Origin of the sequence: Algoriphagus litoralis (assembly GCF_003259255.1) — a bacterium.
In the GTDB taxonomy this organism is placed as follows: domain Bacteria; phylum Bacteroidota; class Bacteroidia; order Cytophagales; family Cyclobacteriaceae; genus Algoriphagus; species Algoriphagus litoralis.
Genome location: NZ_QGOL01000013.1, coordinates 1 through 16,510, shown reverse-complemented (window position 1 = coordinate 16,510; position 16,510 = coordinate 1). Strand labels below are relative to the sequence as shown.

General features: G+C 43.0%; 13 protein-coding genes. 10 read left to right on the top strand and 3 right to left on the bottom strand.

What is annotated here, in order from left to right; all coding sequences use genetic code 11:
- Window positions 1-23 precede the first annotated feature (23 nt).
- The 7 genes from purH to DK188_RS15465 all read left to right on the top strand — a co-directional run bounded on the left by purH (window position 24) and on the right by DK188_RS15465 (window position 11,226).
- Window positions 24-1,550: a bifunctional phosphoribosylaminoimidazolecarboxamide formyltransferase/IMP cyclohydrolase gene (purH, locus tag DK188_RS15495; RefSeq protein WP_111671749.1), complete on the top strand. Its 1,527-nt coding sequence runs from the start codon at window positions 24-26 to the stop codon at window positions 1,548-1,550.
- A gap of 277 nt (window positions 1,551-1,827) precedes the next feature.
- Window positions 1,828-3,321, top strand: coding sequence for a cysteine--tRNA ligase (gene cysS, locus DK188_RS15490; RefSeq protein WP_111671748.1), 1,494 nt, complete (start codon window positions 1,828-1,830; stop codon window positions 3,319-3,321).
- Entirely contained in the window at window positions 3,311-4,291 is a 981-nt protein-coding gene (locus DK188_RS15485; RefSeq protein ID WP_111671747.1) for a M28 family peptidase, read from the top strand. Before cysS ends, DK188_RS15485 begins: the two co-directional genes overlap by 11 nt.
- A gap of 165 nt (window positions 4,292-4,456) precedes the next feature.
- Window positions 4,457-5,488: a LacI family DNA-binding transcriptional regulator gene (locus tag DK188_RS15480; protein ID WP_111671746.1), complete on the top strand. Its 1,032-nt coding sequence runs from the start codon at window positions 4,457-4,459 to the stop codon at window positions 5,486-5,488.
- Window positions 5,489-5,590: 102 nt separating this feature from the next.
- Window positions 5,591-6,736, top strand: coding sequence for a galactokinase (gene galK / locus DK188_RS15475; protein ID WP_111671745.1), 1,146 nt, complete (start codon window positions 5,591-5,593; stop codon window positions 6,734-6,736).
- A gap of 116 nt (window positions 6,737-6,852) precedes the next feature.
- Complete coding sequence (locus DK188_RS15470) at window positions 6,853-10,296, top strand: ThuA domain-containing protein (protein ID WP_111671744.1); 3,444 nt, start codon at window positions 6,853-6,855, stop codon at window positions 10,294-10,296.
- Between the two features lie 294 nt (window positions 10,297-10,590).
- A complete protein-coding gene (locus DK188_RS15465; protein WP_111671743.1) occupies window positions 10,591-11,226 on the top strand; it encodes an MOSC domain-containing protein in 636 nt (211 codons plus the stop codon).
- 144 nt (window positions 11,227-11,370) lie between these two features.
- Here DK188_RS15465 and DK188_RS15460 read toward each other — a convergent pair whose 3' ends face one another.
- Together DK188_RS15460 and DK188_RS15455 are read right to left on the bottom strand one after the other, a co-directional pair.
- Window positions 11,371-12,123, bottom strand: coding sequence for an NIPSNAP family protein (locus DK188_RS15460; RefSeq protein WP_111671742.1), 753 nt, complete (start codon window positions 12,121-12,123; stop codon window positions 11,371-11,373).
- Window positions 12,124-12,166: 43 nt separating this feature from the next.
- A complete protein-coding gene (locus tag DK188_RS15455; protein WP_111671741.1) occupies window positions 12,167-12,529 on the bottom strand; it encodes a transmembrane 220 family protein in 363 nt (120 codons plus the stop codon).
- 137 nt (window positions 12,530-12,666) lie between these two features.
- Here DK188_RS15455 and DK188_RS15450 point away from each other — a divergent pair, with 137 nt between their 5' ends.
- Complete coding sequence (locus tag DK188_RS15450) at window positions 12,667-13,230, top strand: GNAT family N-acetyltransferase (protein WP_111671914.1); 564 nt, start codon at window positions 12,667-12,669, stop codon at window positions 13,228-13,230.
- Window positions 13,231-13,349: 119 nt separating this feature from the next.
- Here DK188_RS15450 and DK188_RS15445 read toward each other — a convergent pair whose 3' ends face one another.
- Complete coding sequence (locus DK188_RS15445; protein ID WP_111671740.1) at window positions 13,350-14,789, bottom strand: arylsulfatase; 1,440 nt, start codon at window positions 14,787-14,789, stop codon at window positions 13,350-13,352.
- 336 nt (window positions 14,790-15,125) lie between these two features.
- On the opposite strand from DK188_RS15445, the gene DK188_RS15440 reads away from it, so the two are divergent.
- The gene (locus DK188_RS15440) at window positions 15,126-15,476 is read left to right on the top strand and encodes a hypothetical protein (protein ID WP_111671739.1); all 351 of its coding nucleotides are present in this window, start codon (window positions 15,126-15,128) and stop codon (window positions 15,474-15,476) included.
- On the top strand, window positions 15,463-16,510 hold a 1,048-nt coding region (locus DK188_RS15435), incomplete at its 3' end, for a M12 family metallo-peptidase (protein ID WP_198673028.1). The genes DK188_RS15440 and DK188_RS15435, both read left to right, overlap by 14 nt.

Sequence of the window (16,510 nt, the reverse complement as noted above, 5' to 3'; positions counted from 1 at the left end):
ATTCATCCAAATCCATTACCTAAATGGCCATCAAAAAAATACAATCTGCCCTAGTTTCAGTTTATTACAAAGACAACCTCGAGCCGATCATCGCCCTACTCAAGCAACATGGTGTGAAGATCTACTCCACAGGGGGCACACAGAAGTTCATCGAAGAACAAGGCGCGGAAGTGATCCCTGTAGAGGATTTGACAAGTTATCCTTCCATTTTCGGAGGAAGAGTGAAAACACTTCACCCAAAAGTATTTGGCGGAATTCTTCAGCGAAGGGACCATGAAGGTGACCAAGATCAGGCTACCGAATTTGACATTCCTGCTATTGATCTGGTAATCGTAGACTTGTATCCATTTGAGGAAACTGTGGCTTCTGGAGCGTCTGAAGCAGATATTATTGAGAAAATCGATATTGGAGGCATCTCCTTAATTCGTGCCGCAGCGAAGAATTTTAAAGATGTAGTCATCATTGCTTCCAAAGCGCAATATAGTGAACTGGAAGCAAAACTTGCCGAGCAAGACGGCGGTACTACTATCGAAGATCGCAGATATTTTGCTGCGCAGGCCTTCCAAGTGTCATCCAATTACGACACGCATATTTTCAACTATTTCAATCAGGTAGAAAATATTCCTGCATTGAAAGTATCCGAAACGAAAGCCAAAGCCCTTCGCTATGGAGAAAACCCGCACCAAGCGGCTCATTTCTATGGAGACATGGAAGCACTTTTTGACCAATTAAATGGCAAAGAACTTTCTTACAACAACTTGGTCGACGTAGATGCGGCGGTGAATTTGATTGCTGAATTTGAAGGAGAAACAGCTTTCGCCATCCTAAAACACACCAATGCCTGCGGTGTGGCTTTGGCCCCTACAGTTCAGGAAGCGTATAAAAAAGCATTTGAAGCAGACACCACCTCAGCATTTGGTGGCGTTTTGGTAACCAACCAACCTGTGGATAAGGCAGCTGCTGAAGAGATGCATTCGCTTTTCTTCGAAGTTTTGATCGCCCCGGAATTCACCGAGGAAGCTTTGGAAGTATTAAAAGGCAAAAAGAATAGAATTCTTCTTCGTCAGAAAATGGCATTGCCGGGCACCAAAATGATCAAAACCTTGCTAAATGGAATCATTGAGCAGGACAAGGATTTGGCAACCGAAACAAAAGCTGATTTTAAAGTAGTGACTAAGGTGGCACCGACCGAGAAAGAATTGGATGCCTTGGTATTTGCAGCAAAAGTCTGCAAGCACACCAAGTCCAATACGATCATTCTGAGCAATGACACGCAGTTATTCTCAAGTGGTGTAGGTCAGACCTCGAGAGTAGATGCTTTGCGCCAAGCAATCATCAAAGCGAAGGAATTTGGTTTTGAATTGAAAGGTGCTGTAATGGCATCCGATGCCTTTTTCCCATTCCCTGATTGTGTGGAGATTGCGCACGAAGCAGGAATCACTGCAGTCGTTCAGCCAGGCGGATCAATCAAAGATCAGGACAGCATTGCCTTCTGTGACGCTCACGGCATGTCAATGGTGATGACCGGAGTGAGACATTTTAAGCATTAATTTGAGGTATCAAGTATCAAGATTTCAGTATCAAGACCTCCGGTTCGAATGGGATCGGAGGTTTTTCTATTTAGTATTGGATAGAAGAATTGGGTAACTAGATCAAATAGTTATTCGAATTAAAAGCAAAAAAATAAAAAGATCTTTGTAAAAGTTAACCGGAACGACAGGTTAATCCCCTTTCATTTCCCAGCCTGAATCCGCTATTTTGCATCGCAAATCAAAAATTGATTAAATCGCGTACTTGGTACTTTGTACTTCGTACTTCATACATCCTATGAAATCCCATCATCTCAAGTTATACAACACCCTTTCCCGTCAGAAAGAAGATTTTGCACCGCTCAGCCCTCCCTTTGTCGGAATGTATGTCTGCGGTCCGACAGTCTACGGCGATGCGCATTTGGGTCACGGCCGTCCAGCGGTCACTTTTGACACCGTAAATCGGTATTTAACACATCTTGGCTATCGGGTTCGCTATGTGCGAAATATTACCGATGTAGGACACCTGCAGGGAGATGCAGATGAAGGAGAAGATAAAATCGCCAAAAAAGCAAAGCTCGAGCAGCTAGAACCGATGGAAGTGGCCCAGCAATATACTGACACGTATCACCGGGACATGGCTTTGCTCAATACCTGGAAACCGAGCATCGAACCACGAGCGACGGGCCATATTCCCGAGCAGATCGCCTTGGTAGAAGCCATTTTGGCAGAAGGCCTAGCTTATGAAGTCAATGGTTCGGTCTATTTCGATGTGCTGAAATACAACGAAAGCTACAAATATGGAAAGCTTTCTGGTCGGGTATTGGAAGAACTCATGAGCGGAAGTCGCGATCTGGATGGTCAGGGCGAAAAGCGGAATGCTGTTGATTTTGCACTGTGGAAAAACGCCTCTCCCGAGCACCTCATGAAGTGGGACTCTCCTTGGGGAGTTGGATTTCCAGGTTGGCACTTGGAGTGTACAGCCATGAGCTCCAAATACCTCGGAACGCAATTTGATATTCACGGAGGAGGAATGGACTTGATGTTTCCACATCATGAGTGCGAGATTGCTCAGGGTAACGCCTGCAATCACCACGATCCGGCCAAATACTGGATGCACAACAATATGATCACCATCAACGGCCAGAAGATGGGCAAATCCTTGGGGAATTTCATCAACCTGCAGGAGCTTTTCACCGGAAATCACAAACTTCTGGAGCAAGCCTACAGCCCGATGACGATCCGCTATTTCATGTTGACTGCGCATTATCGATCCACCTTGGACTTTTCCAATGAAGCCTTGAAAGCGGCGCAAAAAGGCTACAAAAAGATCATCAACGGACTTCGGATTGCACGGGCGATTGAATTCATTCCTAATCCAGAAGTTGAACTTGACCAAGAACAGATCAAGCAAGTGGAGCAGAGTATCACATCTGCTTATCGTGCGATGGACGATGATTTCAACACAGCACAGGCGATTGGGCATTTGTTCAATCTGTTGAAAAAGATCAACTCCATCTTCACCGGACAGCTATCAGCGGCTGCTTTGGGAGAAGAAGTTTTCGCCAAAATGAAGGAAACCTTCGTGACTTTCGTGGTGGATATTTTGGGATTGATCGAGGAGAAGAGCGATGTGCAAAACTCCATGCTGGATTTACTGTTAAAGCTTTACTCCGAAGCTAAAACCGCACGCAACTATGCGAAAGTGGATGAAATTCGGGCAGGACTGAAAGAAATGGGATTTGTGGTCAAAGACATGAAAGATAAAATTGATTGGGCGTATGAAGAATAGATTTTGGCTGATTGGATTGCTGGTTTTTGCCTGGGCTTGTAATGGTGAAAAAACTACCGAAACAGTCGTAGAAGAAGTAATCCCCAAGCCCTACCCTACTTTCAATGCAGATTCGGCCTATGCTTTTATCCAAAAACAAGTGGATTTTGGTCCTCGAGTGCCCGCTACTCCAGGTCATGCTGCTACCAAAGACTGGATGATTGCTAAGCTGGAAAGCTATGGATGGAGCGTCCAAAAACAGGATTTTCAAGCAAAAACCTATGATGGTTTGACTTGGGATTTGACCAATATCATCGCTTCATACAATCCCAATGCTACAAAAAGAATCCTACTAGCGGCACATTGGGACACCCGAAGAATCGCTGACAAGGACACCGAGCGTCTGAATGAACCAATCGATGGAGCAAATGACGGCGGATCCGGAGTTGGTGTATTGATCGAAATCGCTAGAACAATCGCTTCGCAAGAGCTAAAACCGGAGGTGGGAATTGATATTATTTTATTTGATGGGGAAGATGATGGTGAGCCAGAGAATACCAGAACTCCGAACAATGCCCAGCAATTTTGGTGGTGTCATGGCTCACAGTATTGGTCCAAAAACAAGCATACTCCAAATTACACCGCCTATTATGGCATCCTGGTGGACTTGGTGGGAGCAAAAAATGCCAAATTCTATCGGGAAGGTTATTCCAGGCAATATGCCTCAGGAATTCTCACCAAAGTATGGACTAATGCCGCCAAACTCGGACATTCAGATTTTTTTATCCAAAAGGATGCTCCAGAAATTCTGGATGATCATGCCTTCATCAATGAATGGGGAGGAATACCTACGATTGACATCATTGAATTCTCTCCGGACTTTGGATTTGGACACTATCATCACACGCATCAGGACAATATGGACCTGATAGACACCAGATCATTGAGAGCAGTGGGTGAAACTGTTTTATTTACAGTTTATCAAGAATAGCATTTTTTATAAAGTTTTTTGCAATTTGTGCCAACGCAGACGATTGCACATTACAGATTAGGAAAGCACGAGTATGAAATCAAGCATAACGGACAATTGATCATAATAGGTAATGATCCGCTAGGCAGAGATTTCATGTGGCCTTAAAAGTCAACTAATTATCACATGAAAAGAGGTCATCAAATTACGATGAAGGAGATCGCGAAGAAACTTGGCGTATCTGTTTCCACTATTTCAAGAGCGCTCAAAGACTCCCCTGAACTACATCCAGAGACCAAGCGGAAGATCGTGGAAATGGCCAAGGAGATGAACTATCAGCCCAATTTGCTCGCGCAAAGCTTGCGAATCAGTCGGTCCAAAACTCTGGGTGTAATTGTACCGGAGATTACCTCACATTTTTTTGCTTCCTGCATCAGTGGAATTCAGGACTATGCCAATAAGCGCGGCTACAATGTCATGATCTGCCAATCCAACGAGTCTATCGAACAGGAAAAGGCAAATATCAGAACATTAGTTTCCAGTCAGGTGGATGGCTTGTTGATTTCCTTAAGTCGGGAAACCAACCAGTTTGATCACCTCTATGACCTCTATAATCGGGAAATTAATTTTGTGCTTTTTGACCGGGTCCAGGAAGATATCCCGGTTTCTAAAGTGACCTTTAACGATGCCGGAGGAGCATATCAGGTGACCCACCATCTTTTGGAAGGAAACAATCGCCGGATCGTCTATGTATCCGGTCCAGAGGACATGTACATTTCCAAAAAACGGAAAGAAGGTTATCTCAAAGCACTCGCGGAATATGGGATTGAGAAAGATCCATTGTTGATTAAAATCTCCGATTTGACTTTGGAAGATAATGTGCGAGTAGCGAGGGAAATAGCCGAAATGGTGCCAAGACCAGATGCTGTTTTCTGTATGATTGATCCAGTTGCAGTAGATGTACTGACTGAGTGGAAGTCCATGGGCATCAAAATTCCAGAGGACATGGCTTTGGCTGGATTTACAAATAACCCGACAGCTGCTGTGGTCGAGCCTCCACTCACTACTGTGGCACAACCCGGTTACGAAATGGGAAAACTTGCCGTGACTCATCTTTTGGATCAGCTGGATGGCTTAGCCTCAGAAGATCCGATCTCCATTGTATTAGAGACTACTTTGGTACCAAGGAAGTCCTCCAGGCATTTTCAGGAGAAGTAATCTTGAATTTTGTAAATGGCATAGAGTAAATAGTAAGTGGACTACTGACACTACTTACTTTTTAAAACCTACCATTCACTTCTGTGCAATCAAACTCTACTAATGCTCCATCACACCACCCAAACCTTCCAGTCTCACTTTTCCACCATCCCCTTAATTGCTTTCGCTCCGGGAAGGATCAACCTGATCGGGGAACACACCGACTACCAGGAAGGATTTGTTTTTCCAGCGGCTGTGGAGAATGGAATTTGGGTAGCCATTCAAAAAAACGAGCTCAAAGTCTGTCGACTGTATTCACTCGATTTTGATCAGGAGTTCAAATTTGATCTGGAGGCTTTTTCCCCAAAAAAAGGACATTGGGCGACCTATGTGATGGGAATGGTAACCTTGCTGAATCAGGCAGGCTATTCCATTTCGGGGTTTGATATGGTTATCGGAGGAAATATTCCGGTAGGCGCGGGGCTTTCTTCCTCAGCCGCTTTATCAGTTGCGATTGGCACAGCACTTTCTGGCCTACTGGATTTAAAAATTTCAAAAAAATCCTTGGCACTCTATGCCCAGAAGTCTGAGCATTTGTTTGCAGGGGTGAAATGCGGAATAATGGATCCTTACGCCTCTGCATTTGGTATAAAAGATAAGGCCCTCCTACTTGATTGCAGGACTACTACCCATGAGGAAGTACCGGTGATTTTGGAGGGATATTCACTGCTATTGGTTAATACAAAGGTAAAACATACCCTTGCCGATACTGCTTACAACGACCGAAGAGAAGCCTGCGAAGAAAGCGTCAGCATACTGCAGACTTCATACCCAGAAATAAAAACACTGAGAGATCTAGGCCCAGGAGAATTGGAAAATGTAGAAAAAATCCTACCCAAGACTCTATTTCCAAAAGCAAAGCACATCATCACCGAATGCAACCGTGTCCATGAAGCTGCACTGGCTCTCAAATCAGGTAATCTAGAACTCTTCGGCACTCTACTCAAATCTTCACACCATAGTCTGAGCAATGACTATAACGTCAGCTGTCCTGAACTTGATTTATTGGCTGAGAAATCATGGGAAGTAGCAGGAGTCTTAGGTTCCAGAATGATGGGTGGGGGCTTTGGAGGTTGTACCATCAACCTTGTAAAAAATGCTGCCTTGGACACATTCCAACTCCATTTGACTGAAGCTTATATGAAGGCATTTGGAAAAATTCCGGAATTCATCCCAATCAACATCAGTTCGGGCGCACATCTTATTTGATCTCCATCGTCTTTCATCGATAGAATTTGGCTGTTGGTCTATTAAAATCCCCTATTTTCAGGCTATTAACGACCATTTCGCGGAATTTCCCTAATTTCCCCAAAATTTCAAACCCTATGAATTTACCCAAAAACCTACGTAGTCTAGTATTACTAGTAATCTTGATCGGAATAGGCCTTTCATCCTGTACCAAGAAGCGAGAAGGTGATCCAAAAGTTCTGGTTTTTAGCAAAACAGCCGGATTTTACCACGAATCAATTCCTGAAGGAATTGCAGCGATCCAAAAATTAGGAGCCGAAAATGGTTTCCAGGTAGATACCACAAAAAATGCTGAAAACATCAATGAAGAAAACCTCGCACAATATGCCGCAGTGATCTTCCTCAGTACGACTGGTGATGTACTAAACAATTATCAGCAAGCGGACTTTGAGCGTTACATTCAATCCGGAGGAGGTTTTCTTGGTATTCATGCAGCTGCTGACACTGAATACGACTGGAGCTGGTACAATCGTCTAGTGGGAGGATATTTTTCTGATCACCCAGGAATCAATGATCCTCATCCAAACGTTCAGCCAGGCAAAATCACTAAAACCGCTGAAAAACATCCATCTGTTGACTTTTTGCCTGAAACCTGGGAAAGAACTGACGAATGGTATAGCTACAAGCAAGTAAACCCAGATACTAAAAAGCTCCTGATGCTGGACGAATCATCGTATCAGGGGGGAGCAGATATGGGTGAACATCCTATCGCTTGGTATCATGATTTTGACGGTGGCCGTGCTTATTATACTGGTGGTGGACATACCAAAGAATCCTATCAGGAACCCGAATTCCTCCAGCATTTACTAGCTGGAATCCAATATGCAATTGGGGGAAATGAGCAACTGGATTACTCCAAAGCCAAGTCAAAGCGTGTTCCTGAAGAAAATAGATTTACTAAGACCAACCTATCTGTCGGTCAATTTACAGAACCGACTGAAATGACCATTCTCCCTGATTTGGACATTTTGATTGCGCAGCGAAGAGGAGAAATCATGCTTTTTGACAATGAAACACAAGAGCTGAAAGAAGTGGCCAAGCTGGACGTGTATTGGAAAGCTGAAGTTCCCGGAGTGAACGCCGAAGAGGGGTTAATGGGTATCCAGAAAGATCCAAACTACGCAACGAATAACTTTGTATTTGCCTTCTATGCACCGACGGGTGATCAGGAGATCAATAGACTTTCCCGATTTGTATTCAAAGATGGCGTTTGGGATATGGCTTCCGAAAAAGTCATTTTAGAGCTTTATTCTCAGCGAAATATTTGCTGTCACACCGGAGGCTCTATCGCATTTGACAAAGACGGAAACCTGTTTCTTTCCACAGGAGACAATTCTACTCCATTTAACCAAAACGATTCCCAATACATTCTGGCAGGTTATGCCCCTGTAGACGGACGGGAGGGTCGCAAACAATGGGATGCAAGAAGAAGCTCAGGAAATTCAAATGACCTACGAGGAAAAATCCTCCGCATAAAAGTAGCGGAAGACGGTTCGTATACTATACCTGAAGGGAATCTGTATCCGCAAGGAACAGAAGGAACTCGTCCTGAAATTTATGTACAAGGTAACAGAAACCCATACAGAATCTCTGTCGATCAAAAAACCGGATTCCTCTATTGGGGAGAAGTAGGGCCAGATGCAAGCAATGACTCCCTTGAACTAAAAGGTCCAAGAGGCTACGATGAAGTCAATCAGGCAAGAAAGGCCGGAAACTTTGGCTGGCCTTACGCTATAGGCAATAACTACACTTACCGGGAATTCAATTATGAAACAGGGGACTCAGGCGCAGCATTTGATCCTGCCAAACCAGTGAACAATTCTCCAAATAATACAGGATTGAAAGAATTGCCAGCCACTCAGCCTGCATTTATTTGGTATCCATATGCTGCTTCATCGGAATTCCCACAACTGGGAACTGGTGGACGTAATGCAATGGCAGGTCCAGTTTATTATTCAGATATGTTCCCTGCTGAGACCCGCTTTCCGGATTATTACGATGGTAAGCTCTTTATTTACGATTGGATCAGAGGCTGGATCAAAGCCGTGACAATGAATGAAAACGGTGATTTTGAGAAAATGGAGCCGTTCATGCCTAATACCAAATTCAACGCGATGATAGACATGGAGATGGGTCCTGATGGCAAAATTTACATTTTGGAATATGGAAATGGCTGGTTTAGCAAAAACACAGATTCAGGTCTTGCCAGAATTGATTACAACGGCGGAAACCGCGCTCCTGTAGTAGCGAAGCTTAGCGTGGACAAAACATCAGGAAGCAGTCCATTGACCGTGACGTTTACGGCTGCTGCGAGTGATCCTGAAAAAGATCCATTATCCTATACATGGAACCTTGGAAATGGAGAGACAAAAACCACACAAGAACCTACGCTGACACATACCTTTAATTCTGTAGGAGATTTTGAAGTGACTGTAGTTGCGAATGACCCTGCTGGACTTACGGGTGCAAGCAACCCAGTCTCTGTTTATTCCGGAAATACCGCTCCGCAAATCGAGATCACTATTGATGGAAATCAATCTTTCTACTTTCCAGGCAAAAAAGTAGCGTACACTGTGGCTGTATCTGATCAAGAAGAACCAGATGCAAGCACAGACCTAACCTCACTTTACGTATCTGCTGACTACATTTCAGGAGTGGATATGGCAGAAGCGGATATGGGGCACAAAGTGATGAGCGAGGCCATGACCGGCAAGTCCTTGGTGCAATCCTTGACTTGTAAAACATGTCACAAAGAAGCTGAAGCTTCGATTGGACCTGCCTATACCGATGTAGCCAAAAAATACCGCGAGCGGGATAGAAACTACCTATTGAATAAGATCAAAAATGGTGGCGGAGGAGTATGGGGAGAAACAGCCATGCCGGCAAATCCTGATCTCAACTCTACAGATGCCAATGCATTGGTGACTTACATTCTTTCCCTGAGAAACGAGGCGAAGCCAAGTTTGCCTGCAAAAGGCGCCGTGGATGCTACTTTGGGCAAAGCACCTTCACCTAATGGTGCCTTGATCATCTCTGCTACGTATACCGACAAAGGAGGAGAAAACATCAAACCGCTGACAGGAGCCAATTCCACAGTACTGACCTCAAATTCGTTTGACTTGGCACAGGCTGGTGATTTTGAAACCTACACCAAGATGGTTTTTGATGGAAGACACTTGCTGATGGTCCCTGCTACAAGTGGATCCTTTGGCCTACCTGCTATTGATTTGTCAGGTATTGGATCCATCACTCTGATGACTGCTTCGCAAGAACCGATCAATACTCCTGTCAATTTTGAAATCAGACTCGATAGTCCGACCGGAGAAGTAGTAGCCCAAGGAGTACATACTCCTGGAGAAGGATTCAAAGCTCCAAACATGCCAATCCTGATGCATCAGGCAAACATTCCTGTCACAGGAACCACGGATGGCAAAAAACATAAGCTGTACTTCGTAAGCAATGCGAATGGTGCGGAATTGGGAACCTTCATCATCATGGGAATCACCTTTAACGCGAAGTAATATTCCCAAAAATTAACCCCAAAAAGGCTTCCAGACTTTAGGGGAATTTCTAAAACCACCGAGCGAGAACTCGGTGGTTTTATTTTTCAGTTTCAATCCGAATCAGTTTCCTGAAGTGTCTCAAAAGAACCTGAACTCAATTTTACTCATCGGTCATCTTTTTTCATTTCGCAGGTTAAATCAAAGAAAGTAGAAAATGAAACTGTATTTTGATGTGCTAATATGATTGACAAACATTTGAAATAAACAAGTCCTCAGCAAAAAGCCTCATTTAAAGCGCCGCCAAATTCCTTTATGAAAATCCTCTCCACTAATATTGGTAAGCCTACTCTATTCCATTGGAATGGAAAAGAAGAAAAGACAGGCATCTATAAATTCCCGACAAACCGACCCATTTATTTGACAAAAAATGATGTAATGGGTGATGAAGTTTCGAATCGACTCAATCATGGGGGTTATTATAAAGCCTGTTATATTTTTTCAGCCGAACAATATCCCTACTGGAAAAGCTTATACCCTGATTTGGATTGGAATTGGGGAATGTTTGGAGAGAATCTCACCCTCTCTGACTTTGATGAAAAACTGGTCTGCCTTGGAGACATCTATGAGGTAGGTGAAGCTGTGGTACAAGTATCACAATACCGGGAACCCTGCTATAAACTGGGAGTCAAATTCGGTACGCAGCAAGTCATTAGACAATTTATAGAACATGGGTATGGAGGTTCCTATCTGAGCATCCTAGAGGAAGGATATGTCGAACCTAACCAGGAATTTAAACTAGTGGATCGCCCAGAAAGCACCTTATCTGTCTCTGATCTTTTTCAGTTGGTTCATTCCAAAGATAAGAACCTTAGCCACATAAGCATTGCTGCAAAAAGTAAAGCGATACCTCCAAAAAAGCGGATTTGGTTAGAGACGTTTCTCAAATAGTAGAACTTAGAATGTCTGAGACAGGATCAAATTCCAAAGAAATTCCCAATACTAATTTTCCCTAAAAGAACCGGAGAAAAAAATAGGAGCTAGAACTACGTCTAACTCCCAAATCTTCAAATCACTTTATTTATCAACTCTTCCTTACTTCATCGGAGAAAATGGTACTGTCTTGAAAAACACTGCATCGACCTTTTCTACAATTTTGCCTGATTCCTCAGAGGCATCACGTGCTTTGACCCACTCAGGATCAACTCTGAATCGGTCAAAAGCTGCATTAAAGGCTTCTTTGGAATCATGACCCAGGAGGTAGACCAGTTTCGGCTGTGCACCGTCTTTCTCTACTGTCAGCCAATAGGGGTAGTTTTTCAAGCCTTGTTTCTCAAATAATTCTCGGGTATGGTCCCTGAATCTCGCCTGGATATTTTCTATTTTACCGGGAAAACAATGGTATGTTCTCATCTGAAAAATTCCACTCTCGGTTGGAATCGGGGTATCGTTCAATTCAGGTGCCAAGACCATAAAAGTCTGATCAATTGATTTAACCAAAGGTCCATTTACCCGTGATGCTTCGTAGGCTGCTTTCCACTCCGGATCATTGAGAAAAAGTTCCCAGCTTTTCTCACGGGAGGCCTCATCCGGATACCCAAGGATATAAGTCATGGAATTATCCGTATTCTCTTCCGGAACGAAATAGATAATATTCTCCATTCCGGCTTTTTCAAAAAGCTTCATCGTATGATCTTCAAAACGCTTGAGCAAATCCGGTAGTTTTCCAGGGTGAGCATAATACTTTCGGATTTCGAAATATTTGGATTTTGACACTTTTGGAAGCTGCGCAAATACAGAGCTTATTCCTAGTAACATAAGCAGCAGAAGGCTGGTGATTCGTTTCATGAGGTTAATGGGTTAGAATGATTAAGTTTAATTTTGTTTGACTCTACTTTTTCCAAGCCTTGTAGAGAGCTGGGCTCAGCGCAATTGCAATGGTAAGTAAACCGAATGTCTCACGATTTTCTTCCATCTGCTGGGTTTTCATGGTGAGGTCCTTTTGAGCCCATTCATCGGAAATCCACTGCCCTACTCCTCCGGGGAAGAAGTAAATCGCTCCCAAAACACATAAGACTATGACGACGGTCAATGGGATTTTGGGGAAAATTCCACGGATTCCAAGAAGACAGAATATTATGGCAACACCATAAATACTTACCCAGACTTCAGGATCGGGATCATTGAATTGCCAATAAGCAAATAAGGCAAACAGAACCAGCCACAGGCCGAAGTAAAATTTATTAAACTTCATCGATTTATGTTTTTTGGGTTTCCCTAAAACTAAGCATTTTCAAAATCATTCTCTCAGTGATAGGATAAATGGTCAAGGAGAAGTTTTTGTATAAAAAATCCTCATATTTTCGGCGTAAAAATTCCGCTCACATTTTTATGAGACCTCAAATTAAACTTAGCGAAACCACATCAGAACTTCAGGGAATTCTTGAATTACAAAGAGTCAATCTGCTGAGCGAAATATCCGAAAAAGAAAGTGCCGATCAGGGATTTGTGACAGTACGGCATAGCATGGATCAATTGCAATTAATGCATGCCCTCGAACCACATGTGATAGCCAAAGATGGGGATAAAGTAATCGGATATATTCTGGCTATGACCAAAGAATCCAGGGAATTGGTACCGGTTCTGGTTCCGATGTTTGGACAGTTTGACCGTTTGATTTTTGGAGAAAAACTTTTGTCAGACTACGACTACATGGTCATTGGACAGATCTGTGTTGACAAAGGATATCGTGGTCAGGGGATTTTTGACAGGATGTATGATCACTACAGGGCTACTTTCTCCACTAGGTATGATTTTGCCATTACTGAAATCGCTATTTCAAATTCCCGTTCACTCAAAGCCCATCAGCGGGTTGGATTCAAGGTGATTCATGAATTTAACGACTCCACCCAGAACTGGGCAATAGTCATGCTTGACTGGAAGCAGACCAAGTAATTGCAAGCAGGTCAGAGAAGGATAGTGTCCACTTCTCCAGATTGTAATTTACTCCTACTTATAGGGTAATAAGTAAAATGATTGGGTAAGGAGAACGGGGATCCATGGATTCCCGTTTTTTAGTTTTCCAAAAGCCTAAAAACCGGATTAGGTCGATGGGCCTTCATAATCAGTTCATCAAGTTCGGTCACCTTTTCTGGATTTTCCTTAGCTAAATCCTGAGTTTCGCTGGGGTCAACAGAAAGATTGTAAAGTTCAACTGTCATTTTTTCTTCGTCTTTGATATGGTATTTGACCAGCTTCCAACCTTCCCTTTGCACCGCTTGCCTGCCTCCCAATTCATGAAATTCCCAATACAGATGATCGTGTTTAGGTTGTTCCTTTTCTCCCAGAAGCGTTGGTAAAAGTGAGATTCCATCAATCTCTGGTGGAGCACTTTTCCCGACCAACTCAGCAAAAGTTGGAAGCCAGTCCCAAAAGGCCGAAACATGATTGGATGCGCTACCTGCCTTCACTTTTCCAGGCCATTTGACGATCGTCGGAACCCGAATACCACCTTCATACAAGTCTCTTTTGTATCCACGAAAAATCCCATTGCTGTCAAAAAAGTCGGGATCCGCTCCTCCTTCCCGATGCGGACCATTATCAGAAGAAAATACAATTATCGTATTCTCGCTCAGTCCCAAAGCTTCCAGTTTGGCTACCACCTCACCCACAATTTTATCCACTCGCTCCACCATGGCAGCATGGGTTGCATGCGGATAGGCTTGGGATTGATAAGCAGGAATATTCATTTCCGGTCCATAGTCTCCACCTTGAGGACCGATATGCGGCATTTCTTCACCAAACTTCTGTCTGTATTTCTGAAAAATGGCATCATCCGGTGCCGCCAACTCCGCGTGTGGCAATACGATTGGCATAAATAGAAAAAAGGGTTTAGACTGGTTCTGATCGATGAATTCCAGCGTTTTCTCCTGTATCACATCCGGCGCATAGGTTTCTGTAGTGGTCCAATTGTTGCCAGGCAGGTTTACTTTTTGACCATTTTCCCAGAGGTAAGCCGGATAGTAGCGGTGTGCATAGCGCTGGCATAAGTAGCCGAAAAACTGGCCAAACCCCTGATTTAGCGGATCGCCTGAAGTCTCATTCATCCCCAAGCCCCATTTCCCAAACGCCCCAGTTGTGTAGCCTGCTTCCTGAAATACCTTACTCAGCGTCATCAACGTATCAGCCATCGGAAATTGGCCTTCGGGTTGAACTTCGCTATTGCCTCGGATGGGCGTATGGCCCGTATGCAAACCAGTCAGCAGAGAAGATCGAGAAGGCGCACAAACTGTCGAACCTGCATAGTGGTGTGAGAAAAACATCCCTTCTACCGCCAACTGATCAATATTTGGAGTCTCCGTATACTGCTGCCCCAGAAAACCCAAATCTCCATAACCCAAATCATCTGCAAGTATAAAGATGACATTTGGAGGCGATTCAGCGGATTTTCGTTCTGCATTTTTGCAGGAAACACTTCCAAAGAGAATCAGGATAATCAGCAATCGAATGGACATGATCTTGGATTTTTTCAGAAATTAGGAAAGAGAAACCAAAACTCCAGTCTGTTCTACTTTTTTTTGGAAAAAGGGTTTGCGGAAATAATTACTAAAATCAGCATCGCCTTTAATTGAACGAAAAACCTTTTGGTAGCACAATGCCGTTAAAAGTTATCGAATTGACTAATTGAGGTAATAGAAAGATCCGATGAAATTGTTGCGATGACTCTCTAAAACACTTGATTGACAATGATATAAATTTTAAAAAAGAATGATTTTTTTTTGAATTTAAAAATAAATGAGTAAGTAGTTTTTAATTAACCTTTTTAAACAAACTTTTAACAGCTCAATACTATGAAAAACATTTACCTATCCTTGTTGCTGGTTTTTGCTTTCGCATTCCTGGCAAATGCCCAAAAGAAAGATACTCCATCCTTAATTTCAAGGTCAAGATTATCGGAAAGCAATCTTTCACAGCTGGATAAAAACCAGCTTGAAAAATTAAAAAATTTAGAATACCTCAATTCCGTTTCTTTAATTAACATTGTAAATATTGATGACCTCATGGGTCGTGATGAAATTTCCATTACAATTCCTGGATTAGATAAAAATATTGTTTCCAGAAAGATAATGGCCCAACGCAATTCCGAAGCCGGATCCATGTGGATAGGAGAGGGCGAAAATAGTCAAATTGTCCTTTCATAAAGAAAAAGGAGAAGTATCCGGACACATTTCTACTGGTAATCAGTCTTTTGAGATTCAGCACTTACCTGATGGACAAGCGATATTGCTAGAATATAATATGGAGAAGATAAACTTATTAGAATGTGAACAGCCACATTCAATGAGTAAAGATTCAAATTCTAAAGAAAATGACTTTAAGCCTACTTCTAAAGTTTCTAGTGAAACCGGAGATCAGAACAATAGGATAGCTAACACCTCGGCCGTAGTGAGAGTACTGTTCTTATTTACTCCCGCTGCGGCAAACTCAGGACAAAACCTGGTAAATATGGCAAATACGGCACTTGCCCAATGGCAAACTGCTGTAATTAACAGTAACACTTTGGTAGCTTTAGAACTTGCAGGGGTTTTGCCTCTAAATTTTAATGAACGACAAAACAGTCAAACTATTAACACAAATCTTGAAGATGATGTAACTGATTTGGCCAATAACATAAATGCTCAACAACTCCGAAATGAAAATGAAGCAGATGTAGTTATATTACTGACTAATAGTTCAAATTATGGCGCGCTAGGAAGGGTTGTAGAAATTGGACCAAATGAACCTTTGGCCTACGGCATATCACAAGTAAGTGCGGGAATCGCAAACTTTACAATCGTTCATGAGATCGGTCATTTATTGGGTGCGAGACACGATACCGACCCGGCACCGGGAGATGCACATGCCCACCTTTGGATTTCCGGTTCTTTCCCAAGACGTAATCATTGGAGATCAATAATGGGTGTTCTTCCTCCATTTGGCCCTAATTACACCAGAGTACTTCATTTTTCCAATCCATTCCGAACACACAATGGTGAAGCTACAGGAGTTATCAATGTATCAAACAACAATCGTAACATTAATTTGAATGGCCCAACAGTCGAAGCTTTCAGATTTTCAATTCCCGCATTGTGGGCTTCTATCCTTGGGCCTGGGACAGCAGGAAATGGTCAAACACTTAATTTCAGTCCAAACATTCAAGGTGGCATAGCACCATATTCCACAAGCTGGCAATTAA